14 protein-coding genes and 1 tRNA gene are annotated in these 15,928 nt (G+C 53.3%); 7 read left to right on the top strand and 8 right to left on the bottom strand.

What is annotated here, in order from left to right; all coding sequences use genetic code 11:
• Nucleotides 1-125: 125 nt before the first annotated feature.
• On the top strand, nucleotides 126-488 hold the full coding sequence (locus GSQ62_RS07045) for a hypothetical protein (RefSeq protein ID WP_161888851.1): 363 nt from the start codon (nucleotides 126-128) through the stop codon (nucleotides 486-488).
• A 71-nt stretch (nucleotides 489-559) separates the two neighbouring features.
• Here GSQ62_RS07045 and GSQ62_RS07040 read toward each other — a convergent pair whose 3' ends face one another.
• The gene (locus GSQ62_RS07040) at nucleotides 560-775 is read right to left on the bottom strand and encodes a hypothetical protein (RefSeq protein ID WP_161888850.1); all 216 of its coding nucleotides are present in this window, start codon (nucleotides 773-775) and stop codon (nucleotides 560-562) included.
• Nucleotides 776-895: 120 nt separating this feature from the next.
• Here GSQ62_RS07040 and metG point away from each other — a divergent pair, with 120 nt between their 5' ends.
• The 3 genes from metG to GSQ62_RS07025 all read left to right on the top strand — a co-directional run bounded on the left by metG (nucleotide 896) and on the right by GSQ62_RS07025 (nucleotide 4,564).
• Nucleotides 896-2,935 carry a methionine--tRNA ligase gene (metG, locus tag GSQ62_RS07035; RefSeq protein WP_161888849.1) on the top strand — a complete coding sequence of 680 codons (2,040 nt, stop codon included), beginning with the start codon at nucleotides 896-898 and terminating at the stop codon, nucleotides 2,933-2,935.
• Nucleotides 2,936-3,152: 217 nt separating this feature from the next.
• Nucleotides 3,153-3,854, top strand: coding sequence for a VIT1/CCC1 transporter family protein (locus GSQ62_RS07030; RefSeq protein WP_161888848.1), 702 nt, complete (start codon nucleotides 3,153-3,155; stop codon nucleotides 3,852-3,854).
• 17 nt (nucleotides 3,855-3,871) lie between these two features.
• On the top strand, nucleotides 3,872-4,564 hold the full coding sequence (locus tag GSQ62_RS07025) for a DUF1003 domain-containing protein (protein ID WP_161888847.1): 693 nt from the start codon (nucleotides 3,872-3,874) through the stop codon (nucleotides 4,562-4,564).
• Nucleotides 4,565-5,186: 622 nt separating this feature from the next.
• Here GSQ62_RS07025 and GSQ62_RS07020 read toward each other — a convergent pair.
• The 7 genes from GSQ62_RS07020 to purL form a co-directional block, all read right to left on the bottom strand.
• Nucleotides 5,187-5,849: a GAF domain-containing protein gene (locus GSQ62_RS07020; RefSeq protein ID WP_161888846.1), complete on the bottom strand. Its 663-nt coding sequence runs from the start codon at nucleotides 5,847-5,849 to the stop codon at nucleotides 5,187-5,189.
• 437 nt (nucleotides 5,850-6,286) lie between these two features.
• A complete protein-coding gene (locus GSQ62_RS07015) occupies nucleotides 6,287-7,582 on the bottom strand; it encodes an MDR family MFS transporter (protein WP_237587048.1) in 1,296 nt (431 codons plus the stop codon).
• Nucleotides 7,583-7,933: 351 nt separating this feature from the next.
• Nucleotides 7,934-8,497: an aminoacyl-tRNA hydrolase gene (gene pth, locus GSQ62_RS07010; protein WP_161891349.1), complete on the bottom strand. Its 564-nt coding sequence runs from the start codon at nucleotides 8,495-8,497 to the stop codon at nucleotides 7,934-7,936.
• A gap of 308 nt (nucleotides 8,498-8,805) precedes the next feature.
• Nucleotides 8,806-9,393, bottom strand: coding sequence for a 50S ribosomal protein L25/general stress protein Ctc (locus GSQ62_RS07005; protein WP_161888845.1), 588 nt, complete (start codon nucleotides 9,391-9,393; stop codon nucleotides 8,806-8,808).
• A gap of 186 nt (nucleotides 9,394-9,579) precedes the next feature.
• Nucleotides 9,580-10,509 (bottom strand): ribose-phosphate pyrophosphokinase, encoded by a 930-nt coding sequence (locus GSQ62_RS07000; RefSeq protein ID WP_161888844.1) that lies wholly within the window; start codon nucleotides 10,507-10,509, stop codon nucleotides 9,580-9,582.
• A gap of 159 nt (nucleotides 10,510-10,668) precedes the next feature.
• Nucleotides 10,669-10,741, bottom strand: a tRNA-Gln gene (locus GSQ62_RS06995).
• A 108-nt stretch (nucleotides 10,742-10,849) separates the two neighbouring features.
• Nucleotides 10,850-13,066, bottom strand: a complete 2,217-nt coding sequence (gene purL / locus GSQ62_RS06990) for a phosphoribosylformylglycinamidine synthase subunit PurL (protein WP_161888843.1) — start codon at nucleotides 13,064-13,066, stop codon at nucleotides 10,850-10,852.
• Between the two features lie 240 nt (nucleotides 13,067-13,306).
• Here purL and GSQ62_RS06985 point away from each other — a divergent pair, with 240 nt between their 5' ends.
• From GSQ62_RS06985 to atpD, 3 genes are all read left to right on the top strand, one after another.
• On the top strand, nucleotides 13,307-13,534 hold the full coding sequence (locus GSQ62_RS06985; protein WP_161888842.1) for a hypothetical protein: 228 nt from the start codon (nucleotides 13,307-13,309) through the stop codon (nucleotides 13,532-13,534).
• Between the two features lie 82 nt (nucleotides 13,535-13,616).
• Nucleotides 13,617-14,135, top strand: a complete 519-nt coding sequence (locus tag GSQ62_RS06980) for a hypothetical protein (RefSeq protein WP_161888841.1) — start codon at nucleotides 13,617-13,619, stop codon at nucleotides 14,133-14,135.
• A gap of 232 nt (nucleotides 14,136-14,367) precedes the next feature.
• Nucleotides 14,368-15,879, top strand: coding sequence for a F0F1 ATP synthase subunit beta (atpD, locus tag GSQ62_RS06975; RefSeq protein WP_161888840.1), 1,512 nt, complete (start codon nucleotides 14,368-14,370; stop codon nucleotides 15,877-15,879).
• The last annotated feature ends 49 nt before the right edge of the window (nucleotides 15,880-15,928 follow it).

The raw sequence follows: 15,928 nt of genomic DNA, 5'->3' as shown, positions 1-15,928 counted from the left end.
ACTGCCTTTGTGCCGCTGCTGGGGGCCATAAATTCCGCTATTCCACCCAAATTATACTTTTTGCCCGTATACAGGTTTATAAACTCCTGCAAGAGAGGAGGAGGTATGACTTGAGCGTGAGAGCAATGGAGAGATACAAGCTATATATAAGCGGGGTCGTGTTGTTGGGAACAGTGAGTTGTACGTCGCTGTCGGAGGGGCAGGAGACGATGCCGGACGATGTGGTGGTGAACAAGCGGGTGACGGTGCGCCCCAGCCCTGAAGGCACGCTGGGCAGGCAGATGGGCGGCGTGGCCAGCGAAATCAACCGGAAAAAGAACGTAGAGCAATTCGACCGCAACGCCCCCGCCATGACGCCGAATGCATTGCGCCCGCGCCAGTTGCCCTTCGCGCCCATCGACTCGACGCAGCACAACATCTCCTGGCCCATCGACCATGAAGTACCGCCAATCCGGCCCGAGGCCCAACCGGCTCAGGAAAAGGAGTAAGCGCTATATATGACAGGGGCCCCCGGCATATAAAATGGCGGGGGCCCCTGCGTTTTTGGGGTGGGTGCTGGTTACTTCTTCTCCCGTGCGTCGTCTATCTCCTCATCCCCCAGGTGCAGCTCGTCCGGCTCCAGGTCCACGTACACCTCATGGTCGGGTGGTGTGTTCTCAGATTCCCTGTCCGCTTTTTCGGGGGCGGGTTTTCCTTTTGCATTCTCCTGCTTGTCGTGCTCGCCCAGGCTGCCCCCGTCGTCCCTTCTCGTTCTGAAATTGTCTTTGTTCTTCATGGCCGTGTGTCTCGTAGGTGATGCTTGGTTTACGGGAAAAAGCGGGGCAGGTCATATATAGCTGCAGAATTTGGCAAATGCGTACGCAGGCTATTCGTATATTTGCATTTTATGCCAGACATGACAACTACACCAAAACGATACACCGTGACGGCGGCCTTGCCGTATGCCAACGGCCCTGTACACATCGGCCACCTGGCGGGCGTGTACCTGCCCGCCGACATCTATGTGCGCTACCTGCGGGCGCAGCAGCGCGACGTGAAATTTGTGTGCGGCTCCGACGAGCACGGCGTGCCCATCACCATCCGGGCAAAGAAAGAAGGCATCACGCCGCAGCAGGCCGTGGACAAGTACCACGAGCTGATCAAAAGCTCCTTCCAGGACTTCAACGTCTCCTTCGACATCTACCACCGCACCTCCTCCGACGTGCATGCCGAAACAGCCGCCGGTTTTTTCCTGAAACTGTACCAGGACGGCAAGTTCATTGAGCAGACCACGCAGCAGTATTATGACGAGAAGGCGCAGCAGTTTCTGGCCGACCGCTATATCACGGGCACCTGCCCCAACTGCGGCAACGAGAACGCCTACGGCGACCAGTGCGAAAACTGCGGCACCTCCCTCAACGCTACCGACCTCATCAACCCTAAAAGCACGCTGAGCGGCCTGAAACCCGTGATGCGCGAGACGAAGCACTGGTACCTGCCCCTGAACGAGTACGAGGGCTGGCTGCGCGAGTGGATTGTGGAAGGCCACAAGAACGACTGGAAACCCAACGTATATGGCCAGTGCAAGTCGTGGATAGACCAGGGCCTGCAGCCCCGCGCCGTTACCCGCGACCTGGACTGGGGTGTGCCCGTACCGGTGGAAGGGGCAGAAGGCAAGGTGCTGTACGTGTGGTTCGATGCGCCCATCGGCTATATATCCGCCACCAAGGCGCTGACCGACGAGTGGGAGAAATACTGGAAAGACGCGGAGACGAAGCTGGTGCATTTCATCGGCAAAGACAACATCGTGTTCCACTGCATCATCTTCCCGGCCATGCTGAAGGCGCACGGCTATTATATATTGCCGGACAACGTGCCCGCCAACGAGTTCCTGAACCTGGAGGGCGAGAAGATTTCCACCTCCCGCAACTGGGCTGTATGGCTGCACGAGTACCTTCAGGAGTTTCCGGGCAAAGACGATGTGCTGCGCTATGTGCTGGCCGCCAACGCCCCCGAGACGAAGGACAACGATTTCACCTGGAAAGACTTCCAGGCCCGCAACAACAACGAGCTGCTAGCCATATTGGGGAACTTCATCAACCGCGCGGTGGTGCTCACCCAGAAGTACTACAATGGTGCGGTGCCCGCCCGAGGCGAGTTGCAGGAGATTGACCGGGAAGCGCTGGAGCAGCTGGCGAAATACCCCACTATTATTGCGGACCTGATTGAGCGCTACCGTTTCCGGGAGGCGCTGAGCGAGCTCATGAACCTGGCGCGCCTCGGCAACAAGTACCTCGCCGATACCGAGCCGTGGAAACTGATAAAGACGGATGCGGAGCGCGTGAAAACGGTGATGAACATCGCCCTGCAGATTTCGGCCAGCCTCAACATCCTGATGGAGCCGTTCCTGCCTGCCTCGGCGCAAAAGCTCAGCGACATGCTGAACAAGCCGGTGGGCAAATGGGCCGAAGCCGGTGCCGCTGATCTGCTGCCCGTGGGGCACGTTATCGGCACACCTGCCTTGTTGTTTGAGAAAATTGAAGATGCTGCCGTGGAGGCGCAGGTGCAGAAACTGCTCGACACGAAAAAGGCCAACGAGCTAGCCAACGCTGTGACCGAGCCCGCCAAAGAGAACATCTCGTTCGAGGATTTCTCAAAGATGGACATCCGCATCGGCACTATTCTGGAAGCGGAGAAAGTGGCCAAAACCAAAAAACTCCTGAAGCTGAAGATTGACACCGGCCTGGACCAGCGCACCGTGGTAAGCGGCATCGCGGAGTTCTTTAACCCGGAGGAGATCATCGGGCAGCAGGTGAGTATTCTGGTGAACCTGGCCCCGCGCGACATCAAGGGCATCACCAGCCAGGGCATGATCCTGATGGCCGAAAACGCCGACGGCTCCCTGGCCTTTGTGCAGCCCAGCAAACAGATCGTGAACGGGGGCGGGGTGAGCTAAAACTTATCTTAGAATTTATATATGGCAAGCGGCGCAGCAGGATATGTTGCGCCGCTTCTTTTTTTAGGGTTGGATGATTTTAATCTATATGATTATTTGTATATTATATTCAATAATCCGGTTGCGTACATGCTGCCATATTGGGAGCCTATATGTAATTGCCTGTATATCTGCATGTTATCGGGGATTCTAATAAAAACTAACACAAAGAAAAATTATGATAACAATTGACAATTATTTAGACAGTCATTATATCCACCGGAGCAACTGGTTAAGAGCCGCTGTTTTAGGTGCAAACGATGGGATAATTTCTATTTCCAGCCTTGCGATTGGAGTTGCCGCTGCAAGCTCGACAAGAGAACCTATCGTACTGGCAACAGTTGCAGGGCTTGTGGCTGGTGCCTTATCTATGGCGGCAGGCGAATATGTTTCTGTAAGTTCACAAACCGACACAGAAAAAGCGGACATTGAACGGGAGAAGCAGGAGCTAAAAGAGATGCCAAAAGAAGAACTGAATATTTTGGCCCAAATCTATGAGAAACGGGGACTAAAAAAGGAAACAGCAATGCAGGTAGCCCTTGAGTTGACAGCGAAAGATGCCTTAGGAACTCACATCAGAGACGAATTGGGTATCAATGAAATAAGTCAGGCAAACCCCATACAGGCAGCTGTTGCATCGGGAGCATCGTTTACAGTTGGCGGTGTTTTGCCGTTATTAATAGTCCTTTTTGCAACCGTCAAAGGAATGGAATATTGGTTATATGGTTTCACTATTATTTTTCTTGTCATTTTAGGGGCAACATCCGCAAAAACAGGTGGTTCAAGTGTAAAAACAGCTATAGTGCGGATTACGATATGGGGAACTTTAGCGATGGGTCTAACAGCGCTGGTGGGCTATGTTTTCGGCGTCAATGTATAAATATAAAGTCACCTAAAATGATGACGAGCCATATCAGTAAACAAGAAATTGAAAAGGGTGAGGAAGTAAGAGGGCAGGACATCAGAGAAGGGATTTTCAATTTAATAAAATCCAGCTTTCCGGACTTTGACAGAGAAGATTACATCACAATAGCCGAACTGAACCAATACCGGCGACTGTATTTGACATCATTAATTTTGCAGGAAAAAGGAGAGATTGCGCTAATTGACAGGGATGTGATGGAGGCAATCAATAACAACTCCATACTATCTGAAAACATCCAGGACGAAATAGAAGCGGAGCTAACTTTCGGAGAAATAATTGCCGACAGGGTTGCTGCATTTGGCGGTAGCTGGACATTCATCATCGCCTTCTTTTCATTCATTTTGATTTGGATGATGATTAATATTTGGTATCTGGCCACAAAACCATTTGACCCTTTTCCTTTTATACTGCTTAACCTTATACTTTCCTGTTTAGCTGCCATTCAAGCTCCTATCATTATGATGAGCCAAAACAGACAAGAACAAAAAGACAGGCAAAGGAGCGAGCACGATTATAAAATTAATCTTAAAGCCGAACTTGAAATTAAGCTGCTCAGTGAGAAGATTGACCATTTGCTGGTTCATCAAAACAAAAAACTTTTAGAGATTCAGGAAGTCCAAACTGATTATCTGGAGGACCTAATGAAAGAACTGAAAAAGAAATGAGATTAGAGAACCGCCATCAGAAAGTACTGTCATTGCCTCACTTCCTGTTCAGGCTTGGGCATTATGGGCTGTTTGCTTTCGGCTTGATCCTATTTTCAGTTTTCTTGGTACAATTGGCTACCACCATTTTGGTAAAATTTACTGGCTTGACAGTTTCCATATGGCTTGTATGATTTTGACAGGTATGGGGCCAGTTGTAGAAATGACCACACCTTCAGCAAAAATTTTTTCCTCCATTTATGCGCTCTACAGCGGAGTCGCGTTTCTGAGTATCACTGCAGTATTCTTTGCCCCAATCATCCATCGACTCTTGCACATCTTGCACGTCGAACAAGGCGACAATGAAGATAAGGGGAAAGTGTAGAAAACCAACGGACTATACCGTATTGAAAATAAGCTGTTTACAAGTGGCCCAAGTTGGATTCCGTGGATACCTTTTCAAGCAGCTAAGTATGGATACTACATTAGCTTGGCCCATATTGTCATCCTGGAAGGATCTTGGTTGCGTGCGGGAACTGCGCTCCATCAATGCTATTATTGTTCGCCCACAAGCTCCTTTCAGGATGACAAATATAGTATAGGGTAATTATGCTTATATAGATAAGTATATAAGCTTCTACGCTCACGCCTGCTCCATCAAATACTCCTCTATATGCTGCACAATCTCACGGGAGGAGTCTGCCAGTTGCAGCACCGGGCCGCTTTTTTCGGCCGTCGGGAGTTTGGCTATCTCGGCAATGGTGTCCTGCAGGTGGGAGCGGGTGGCATCCAGCAGTTGGTTCACCTTTTTCGCAGACTTACGAGCAGCCAGGCGCAACTCAATTTCGTCCATGGCGATGCCTGCCAGCTCTTTCAGGGTCTCCTGTTGCGCCGCGGTCAGGTAGCGCTGCTTGCGGTCGATGATGGCGAACGTGCCGATGTTGTAGCCGTCTGCCGTCTGCAGCGGGACAGCCGCGTAAAACCGCAGCCCAAACCCTGAGACAACGAGCGGGTTGGTGAGTGTGCGCGGGTCTTCGGCCGCGTTCTCTACTATGTAAATCTCATCCGATAAAATAGCGGAGGTGCAGAGGCCGGGCTCCGTGCCGACTTCCCGCGCATCCAGGCCATAGGAAGACTTAAACCACACCCTGTCGGTGTCCACCAAACTGACCACAGTAATCGGCATGTTAAAAATTTTTGCCGCCAACCGGGTAAGCCTGTCCCAATTGCCATCTGGTGGTGTATCCAGTATATCGTAGCGCTTCAGTACTTTAATCCGCTCTTCTTCTAAATAATCCACGCTCATATACTTTTCCTGTTTTTGTTTGAAGCCTCAACATTAGCCAGTGACCCGGCATGAACCTGCAGCGGAGTTTATCGGTGCCCGGAGGCGTTGTGCAGTAAAGGTAAACACCTAAACAGCCGATACCTTACCGAAGTGGGTGGTGCTACGTAGATGGGTATTGTGCGGGCGCAGAGAAACCCGCTGCTGGTTTCGCCAGCAAACGACAAACTTTAGTACTGTCAGGTGCAGTATTTTGTTTCACACTTTCGCCTCGTGACCCAAGTCAAGGGTTGCCCGTCTATCCTGAAGGTAAAACGCACGCTGCTCAAGCAAAAGCTTTAGAAACCCGAATATAAATCAGCTTACATTACTCATAAAATTACTATATAAGTTGCCTGGAAATCAGCTATATATAGCATAAAAAGTCTTGTGTCTTCATACTTGTGTCCTTTTACTTATCAGGCCGTAGTCAGTGCGATGTTGTCTGTTGCGCCAATGTCCTGTAGCCGCTTCCGTTGGGCCTCCATCTGCTTCACCACCCAATATGACCCAGCCGCTGTCAGGATAGCCAGGGCGGCGGTTGCCCACCACAGCGTGGCAAAGCTATAGGTAGAGATGATGGTGGTGCCCATGAAGGGCGCTATCACGTGCGCGGCTGCGTAGGAAATGGTATAAAGGCCCATGTAGGCGCCGCGGTTGCTTTCGTCGGAGCGCTCTACCGTAATGGTGGCCATAAACGGCATCGCAAAAATCTCGGAGACGCTGAGCAACAGCATCGCGAAATAAAGCCCGCCCAAGTGCTGTGTCATGTTCAGCACCACGAACGACAAGCCCAGAAGCAATACGCCTGCCGCTATCAGTGCCTGCTTCCGAATGCGTTCGCCCACCAGGTACACCACAATCATCTCGAGCAGAAACACTATCAGCCCGTTCAGGGCCATCAGCAGGCCAATCTGGCTTTCCGGCAGGTCATATATGCGCCGCCAGTACAGGGGCAAGGTAGAGAACAGCTGGAAAAACATGACGGCATAGCTGCAGCACAGCAGCACAAACAGCAGGAAATAGCCATCGCGGTAGGGAGAGCGCACAGTTGGCGCCTTTACTGCCAGGCTGGCCTGCTGCTTTGGCGGCGGCCGGTGACCCTGCCGGTTGCGGAAGTACAGAAAGAAGAAAATGCCCGCCCCAATGCAGGTAAGGCCATCGGCCACAAAGAGCCAGCGGTAAGAGACAGCCGCCAGCAAGCCGCCCACCGCCGGGCCCACCGAAAAACCGAGGTTGATGGCCATGCGGTTCAGCGAAAACGCCCGTGTCATGTTCTCGGGTTTGGCGTAATGCGCAATGGAGGCGGAGTTGGCGGGGCGCAGGCAGTCGTTCACGAGGCTGAGGATGAACACCCCGGCCGCCAGGTACTCGAACTGCCGCAGGTTGAGCAGCAGAAAATACAGGCTTCCGCCCAAAGTGAGGCTCACGAACTGCACCTTAAAATGCCCGACGCGGTCGGTCAGCCAGCCTCCCAGAAAAGAACCGCACACCGATCCCATGCCATATATGCTCAGGATGATGCCCGCCTCGCGGAGGTTGTAGCCCAGCATGTCGGTCACGTAAAGGCTCAGGAAAGGCGTCACCATGGAGCCGCTGCGGTTTATCAGCATCACCACAGACATCATCCAGGCCGCCCTGGAGAGGCCGCCAAAGGCGTTGCGGTACAGGAGGAGGACGCGTTTCATGGCAATGGATTTGTGTAGAGACGTCATCTTTTGCGTCTTATTTTAAAGGAAAAGACGCAATATTTTGCGTCTCATTCCGTACAGTCTCATTCCCTGTAGAAAAGGGTACCTCTGTTTTTTCTTCTGCCGGTGGAGGAGACGCAAGATGTTGCTTCTCTACAGATGGTTTCTCAGTTATATCGCCAAAACAGCACGCCCGGTTCAAGGCGCAGATGGCGACGAAGTACAAGCCATGCGAGCCGTAATCCCAGCTGGTTAGCCGCGCAGAAGTAGTCCGGAATCTATCCTTGGATTGTCCATCTTGGGCTATACACTATAAGGCCAGCCATGTAAAATATGACGCAAAATATGGTGTCTCTACAGTTTATGTATCCAGTTTTATTTCGTGTTGAACTGGTTCATGGTGCGCTCCAGGCCGATGGTGCCGAAGGCGATGGCGGCCTCTGCCGATTTCTCTATCAGTGTCTGCAACTCGATCTGCTCGTCCTCGCTAAATTTGCTCAGCACAAAGTCCACCTGCTTGCCTTTGGAGAAGGTGTCGCCGACGCCGAACCGGAGGCGGGGATAGTTGCTGTGGCCCAGGGTCTGCTCTATATGCTTCAGGCCGTTGTGTCCGCCGGGGCTGCCTTTGGCCCGTATCCGTATCTTGCCGAAGGGTAGCGCGATGTCGTCTGTGATCACGAGCATCTGCTCCGGGGGTAGTTTCAGGCTGTGGAGGTAGTGCCCTACCGCCTTGCCGCTCAGGTTCATATAGGTGGTGGGCTTCACCAGCACATAAGTGCGACCCTTGGTTTTGATTTCGGTCACAAAGGCATGGCGGCCCACGTCAAAGTTGCCTTCGTATTTCCGGGCCAGGTAGTCCAGCACCATGAAGCCGATGTTGTGGCGCGTGTTCGCATATTCCGGGCCGATGTTGCCAAGGCCCACAAGCAGGTATTTCATATCGTTGTCGTCGGTGACGGGGGCCGCTGTTTCGCGCAGCCCGAGCCACTGTTTTAGCGTGTGCAGCATTCGCCTGATGGTTAGTTGCTGGTGGTTGATTGTTGCTTAACTGTAAGAGCAGCGGTTAACTTAATGGCTAAATGGTTTCATTGTTAGATGGTTGTTCCAGATATAATATATACATATAAAAACCATTCAACAATGAAGCAATTCAACCATATAACAATTTAGCCATTTAGTTAAAACAAGAAATCCTGTCCGGCTTGGAGGCAGGACAGGATTTGATGCTAAAAAGCAATGTGCGCTCTTTATTTCTTGCCGCCGCGGGCCTCTTCCGTCTGGGCGCTCTTCAGGGCACGTGGAATCGTAACAGTAGCGATAGGAGCGCTCGGGTTTGTCAGGACCTCGTAGTTCTCCGCTTTCACTTTGGCTACTTTAATCGACTTGCCGAGTTCCAGGTCAGAGATGTCCACCTCTACATAGTCTGGCAGGTTGGCAGGAAGCGCTTTCACTTTTAGGGCGCGCAGCTTCACAGACAGCTTACCACCGGCGATAACGCCGGGAGACGTGCCCACAAACTTCACAGGGATGTCCAGTTTCACTGGCTTGTCGTCCTGCAGTTGCAGGAAGTCTACGTGCAGCAGCATTTCGTTCACCGGGTGGAACTGAGCGTCCTGCAGGATGGCTCTGTAATGCGCACCTTCGATATTCAGGTCTACTTCGTATACTTCTGGCGAATAAATCAGGTCTCTGAACAGGATAACCGGGGCATAGAAATGAACCTGCTCCCCGTTGCCATACAGCACACCTGGCACATAAGACTCATTGCGCAGCTCTTTCGACTGCTGTTTTCCGAGATTTGCTCTTTTAAACCCTATAATCTCTAAAGTTTTCATAAAAATGAATTTGTTAAAATATATATGCTACAAAAGTATAGCCTGAGTTGATTGTTAAATTGCTGTATTGTTTTAATTGTTGGATCAGCTACTGTGAAAACAACCATTTAACAATGAAGCCATTTAACGTTTAAATTGTCCGCTGCTTTTACCGTCGAGAAAACAATCAACAACCAGCAGAAACAATTAAATAAACAGCGAACTGATCGACTCGTGGGTGACCACGTTGTTGATGGCCCGGGCGAACAGGTCCGAGAATGAGAGCACCTTTATCTTGGATACTCCCTGCTTTATCGGGATGGTGTCCGACACCACCAGTTCCTCGAGCACGGAGTTCTCGATGCGCTCGTAGGCAGGCCCCGAAAGTATCGGGTGTGTGGCAATGGCGCGCACCGATTTCGCTCCTTTTTCCTTCAGCAGCTCCGCCGCTTTGGTGATGGTGCCAGCCGTGTCCACCATGTCGTCAATCAGCACCACATCCATTCCTTCCACATCACCGATTACCTGCATCGAGGCAATCTCGTTGGCGCGCTTCCGGTACTTGTCGCAGACCACCATCTCCGCACCGAAGTTCTTGGCAAAAGCCCTTGTTCTAACCACACCGCCCACATCAGGCGAGGCGAAAATCAGGTCGTCGCCCAAATTCAGGCTGCGCAGGTAGGGCACAAAGATGGCCGAGCCGTCCAGGTGGTCCACCGGGATGTCGAAGAAGCCCTGTATCTGGCCGGCGTGCAGGTCGCAGGTCATCAGGCGGTCGGCGCCGCAGGACTGGATGGCGTTTGCCACCACCTTCGAGCCGATGGACACGCGCGGCTTGTCTTTCCTGTCCTGGCGGGCGTAGCCGTAATACGGCATCACCACAATCACCTTGTGCGCCGAGGCGCGCTTGGCGGCATCCACTAGCAGCATCAGTTCCATCAGGTTGTCTGTCGGCGGAAAAGTGGACTGGACGATAAACACCTCCGCGCCCCGCACCGACTCATTGTAATGCACGCCAATCTCGCCGTCGCTGAAGCGTGAGATAGAAACGTCGCCGAGTGAGGTGCCGTAGGCGGCAGCTATTTTCTCTGCTAAATACTGGGAGGCGGATCCGGAAAAAATTTTAACCTGTGGCATAATGGGGCTGGATACTACGTTTAGGTTTGCTTGATTATGCCTGCAAAGCTACCAAAAATCCTGATGTCCCACAGCAAATATTTCTGATTTTTAATTACTTACGGCTGCTCCATAAGCAAAAAGGAACAACACCCACGCGGAGCGTTGTTCCTTTTTAAGTTGTCCGACCAGGGCTCGAACCTGGACTCTTCTGAACCAAAATCAGACGTGTTGCCAGTTACACCATCGGACAATCTCCCTTCCGGCAGCAGGACTTTCGCCCCTTTTCCGTTTGGTGATGCAAAGATAGAGAGACGATTTTAATCTGCAAACTATTATATCTAATAATTTGTAAAAAAAATTAGTCCAAAATCTGCTCCAGCGCCGTGTCATAGTGCTTTTTAGCCGCCGTGATGCCCCCGAACAGGTCGCCGTCTATATGGCAGTCGTGCCCGGTTACGGTGCCTAATTTCGTGAAGCTCACCTGCTTGTTTTGCAGCGCTTTCTCGAAGGCGGCCTGCTGCGCGGGTGCCACGCTCACCACCACACGGCCCTGGCTCTCGCCGAACAGGTAGGCGTCTTTCCTGAAATTATTGTCCGTCTCCACATCAAAGCCGAGCTCGTTTGGCATGGCCGACTCCAGCAGGGCGATATATAAGCCTCCGTCGGCCACGTCGTGCGCCGACCGGATCAGCTTCTGCTCTATCACCTCCTTCACGGCGGCGTGCAGCCTCAGTTCCTCGTCCATGTTGAAGTAAGGGGCCGGGGAGAGCTTCACGTTGTGGTATGAGTAGAGGTACTCCGAGGAGGCGATGTCGTTCTGCGCCTCGCCCAGCATATATATAAAGTCGCCCGCCTGCTGGAAGGCCAGCGTCATCTTGTTTTCCTTGTTCTCCAGGATGCCCAGCATGCCGATGGTTGGCGTCGGGAATACGGGGCCCTCGTCCGAAGACTGGTTGTAGAAGCTCACGTTGCCGCCTGTTACCGGCGTGCCGAAGGCCTCGCAGGCTTTGCCCATGCCTTTGATGGCGCCCACAAAGTGCCAGTACACTTCCGGCACGTAGGGGTTGCCGAAGTTGAGGCAGTTGGTGATGGCCACCGGCTCGGCGCCGGAGCACACGATGTTGCGGGCAGCCTCGGCCACGGCAATCGCAGTCCCTTCTTCCGGGTCGGCGTAGACGTAGCGGCTGTTGCAGTCCACGGTTACGGCAATCGATTTATTGGTGCCTTTCACCTTCACCACGGCGGCATCCGACGGCGAGTTAGTCGTCATGGTGGCGGTGCCCACCATGGAGTCGTACTGGCGGTACACCCAGCGCTTGGAGGCGATGTTGGGGTGCGTGGTCAGGAAATCGGCCACGGCCTGGTAATCCTCCGGCTCCTGCACCTGGTCTATGTTAAACTTCTTGGCTTCCTGGAAATAGGCTGGCTCGCGGTACTCGCGGTGGTAAACCGGCGCGCCGCCGCCTAATACCAGGTCTTCTGCCGGCACTTCGGCTGCCAGCTCGCCATGCATGTAGTAGCGCAGCGTGCCTCCCTCCGTCACCACGCCGATCTGTTCGCAGTACAGATCCCACTTATCGCAAATGTCCTTGATGGTCTGCTCGGCGCCTTTCTTCATCACAATCAGCATCCGCTCCTGGCTCTCTGACAGCAGAATCTCGAACGGCACCATGTTCTGCTGGCGCATCGGCACTTTCTCGAGCCATATATCCATGCCGTGCTCGCCTTTGGCGCTCATCTCTGAGGTGGAGCAGGTAATGCCGGCAGCGCCCATATCCTGCATGCCAATCACCTCGCCCGACTGAATCACCTCCAGGGTAGCCTCCAGCAGCAACTTCTCCTGAAATGGGTCGCCCACCTGTACCGACGGCAGGTCGTTGGCCGAGTCTTCGGTGATATCCTTGGAAGCGAACGCAGCGCCGCCCATGCCGTCCTTGCCGGTGGCAGAGCCCACAATAAAGACCGGGTTGCCCACGCCGTAAGACGTGGCAGAGGCCGTTTCACCTACCTTTACGATACCGGCCGAGAAGGCATTCACCAGCGGGTTGATGTTGTAGCACTCGTCGAAGAACAGCTCGCCGCCCACGGTGGGTATCCCGAAGGCGTTGCCATAGTCGCCGATGCCTTTTACCACGCCGCGCAGCAGGCGCTGTGTTTTCTCTGATTTCGGGTTGCCGAAGCGGAGCGAGTTGAGCTGCGCAATCGGGCGGGCGCCCATCGTGAAAATATCGCGGTTGATGCCGCCCACGCCCGTGGCCGCGCCCTGGTAGGGCTCGATGGCGGAAGGGTGGTTGTGCGATTCTATCTTGAAGCTGCAGGCGTAGCCGTCGCCGATGTCCACGAGGCCGGCGTTCTCCTCACCGGCTTTGGCCAGCATGCGCGGCGAGTCTTTTGGCAGCGTTTTGAGCCAGACAATGGAGTTCTTGTAGGAGCAGTGCTCCGACCACATCACCGAGAAAATACTCAGTTCCGTGAAGTTGGGGATGCGGCCCAGGATCTGCTTTATCTTCTCGTATTCCTCTTCCAGAAGGCCGAGCTTCCGGGCGGTCTCTACTGTTGTCAGTTGTTGTTCCACGTTTCTATGGCTTTTGTAACGGATTTGCAAAAGTATAAACTTCTGCCTTAAGAGCACAGCACAAATCCGCGCTTTTTGCGCTATGGTTCTGCCGACTGCCGCACGGCCGCCCTATATAGGAGAGCTGGGCTGCCGCCGCGGTCATATTTATTTAAATAGTGCCATGTTTTCTTTGTTGTGCCTGACACCCGCCTGGTATATATGCGTAAAGAAGTCTCCAAACCTTTTTATTTCCTTTGTATGATGACGATCACTAATCCTGACGTTGTGACGACAACCTGCGGCCGCGAATTGGATCTGAGTAACGCGGAGCTGGTGATTGAACGGTCGAACAGCCTTTTCAGCTACAACATCCACAAGCTTAACTCGGGCGAGTACATCATCGCCGAGAAATTCTACGCCAACCCGTTCAACAACCGCTACATCCTCCTGAACGACGAGCAGATAGAGCTCCTGAAAAACCTGTAGGAACAGGCGCTAAGTTTATATGCAATTGTTTGATTATGAAAGTATTAATTTGTACTTTCATAATCTATAAATGTCATTGCCTATGAACAGCTTACACATTGTGCTGGCGGGCCTGCTGGGTGCCGCAGGAATGGCCGCTTTCACTCCCGAAGGCCTTCCCCGGCAGAAGGCAGCGCCAACGGAACAGGCGGTTCCCGCCCTGTCCCAATCAGAGCCAACCGATACCACCAAGACGGGCGGCCGGGCATCCAGGAAGAAAAAAGACAAGAGCAAGAAGGAACCCGCCGCAGCCCGGGTGACCATGAAACGAGAAGTGAACCGCGCCACCCTCTCACAGCGCAGCGAGGAGGGGAACAATGTGGAGGTGGTGATCATGAGTGCCGGCGTTGCCCTGCGCGACGTGGAAGACATGCGGATGGTTGGCAGCAGTGGCACTCCGCTGTCGTCCAGCTCCTATATAGGGTTCGATAACGTCAGCTTCCCGTTTGAAGGAAACATCCGCTTCAAGGCCTCCAACAAGATGGGGACGGTGGTATATGACCGGGAGGTGCGCTTCGAGGTAAATGAGCCCGGCCGCTGGACGCTTCGGGTAGATCTGTAATATTTATATCGCTTATATATACCCTATATACGTCTATATAAGCGCGTGACACAGAAGCTGCCCTGTGGGGAACATGCCCGCAGGGCAGCTTCTGTGTTTGTGGTTTCCTGCAAAAGCGGTAAACCCGTGACCCAAAAGTTTTTAGGGGCCAGCATGGTTTTATGCGTTTTATGCATTAGTTTTGCACCCTGAAATAACTCCGTAACAATAGTTTATTATTAAGCAAAGTCAAATGGCGAATATTGGCAGAATTTCCCAGGTTATCGGCCCGGTGGTGGACGTTAGCTTTGTGGGTGATAACATTAAGCTACCAAATATTTTGGATGCCCTTCAGGTGACGAAAGACAACGGCCAGGTAGTGGTGCTGGAAGTGCAGAATCACCTCGGAGAAGACCGTGTGCGCACCATTGCGATGGATTCCACCGAAGGTCTTACACGCGGCGCCGAAGTACTTGACCTGGGTGGTCCTATCAAAATGCCAACGGGCGAGGGCATCAAAGGCCGCCTTTTCAACGTGATCGGCGAAGCCATCGACGGTATTCCGCAGCCTGTGAGCACGGGTGGTTTGCCAATCCACAGAGCTGCTCCCCTTTTCGAGGACCTTGCCACTTCTTCGGAAGTGCTGTACACGGGTATTAAAGTAATCGACCTGATCGAGCCATATGCCAAAGGCGGTAAAATCGGTCTGTTCGGGGGTGCCGGTGTAGGTAAAACCGTTCTGATTCAGGAACTGATCAACAACATCGCCAAGGCCCACGGCGGACTCTCTGTGTTTGCCGGTGTGGGTGAGCGCACGCGCGAGGGAAATGACCTGCTGCGTGAGATGATCGAGGCGGGCATCGTGCGTTACGGCCAAAACTTCATGGAGTCGCTGGAGCATGGCGGATGGGACCTTTCCAAAGTAGACCTGGACGAACTGAAGGAGTCGAAGGCGACCTTTGTGTTCGGGCAGATGAACGAGCCTCCCGGGGCGCGTGCCCGTGTGGCCCTTTCTGGTCTGACGATGGCGGAGTACTACCGCGACGGGGAGCCGGGTTCAAGCGACGCCGGCCGTGACATCCTCTTCTTCGTGGACAACATCTTCCGCTTCACACAGGCTGGTTCTGAGGTGTCGGCCCTTCTCGGCCGTATGCCATCCGCGGTGGGTTACCAGCCAACGCTGGCCACCGAGATGGGTGCCATGCAGGAGCGCATTACCTCTACCAAGCGCGGTTCCATCACCTCGGTGCAGGCGGTTTACGTACCTGCGGACGACTTGACTGACCCGGCTCCGGCTACAACATTCGCCCACCTGGACGCCACCACCGTGCTTTCCCGTAAAATCTCTGAGCTGGGCATATACCCTGCTGTGGACCCGCTGGACTCTACCTCCCGCATCCTGACCCCGGACGTGGTAGGCGCCGAGCACTACAACACGGCGCAGCGTGTGAAAGAGATTCTGCAGCGTTACAAAGAGCTTCAGGACATCATCGCCATCCTCGGCATGGACGAACTTTCGGAAGAAGACAAGCTGGTGGTACACCGTGCGCGCCGTGTGCAGCGTTTCCTGTCGCAGCCGTTCCACGTGGCCGAGCAGTTCACGGGTCTGAAAGGTGTGCTTGTTGACATCAAAGACACCATCAAAGGCTTCAACGAGATCATGGACGGCAAGTACGACCACCTGCCGGAGTCTGCTTTCAACCTGGTGGGCACCATCGAAGACGCGGTTGCCAAAGGCGAGAAAATGATGGCCGAAGCAAGATAGGCTTTATAGTTAAAAGTTAAGAGTTTAGAGTTAAAAGTTGGTTCTGCCA

It is taken from the genome of Pontibacter russatus, from assembly GCF_009931655.1.
Taxonomy (GTDB): Bacteria; Bacteroidota; Bacteroidia; order Cytophagales; family Hymenobacteraceae; genus Pontibacter; species Pontibacter russatus.
The sequence above is the reverse complement of the archived record's forward strand: the minus strand, read 5'-3'. Positions and strand labels throughout refer to the sequence as shown.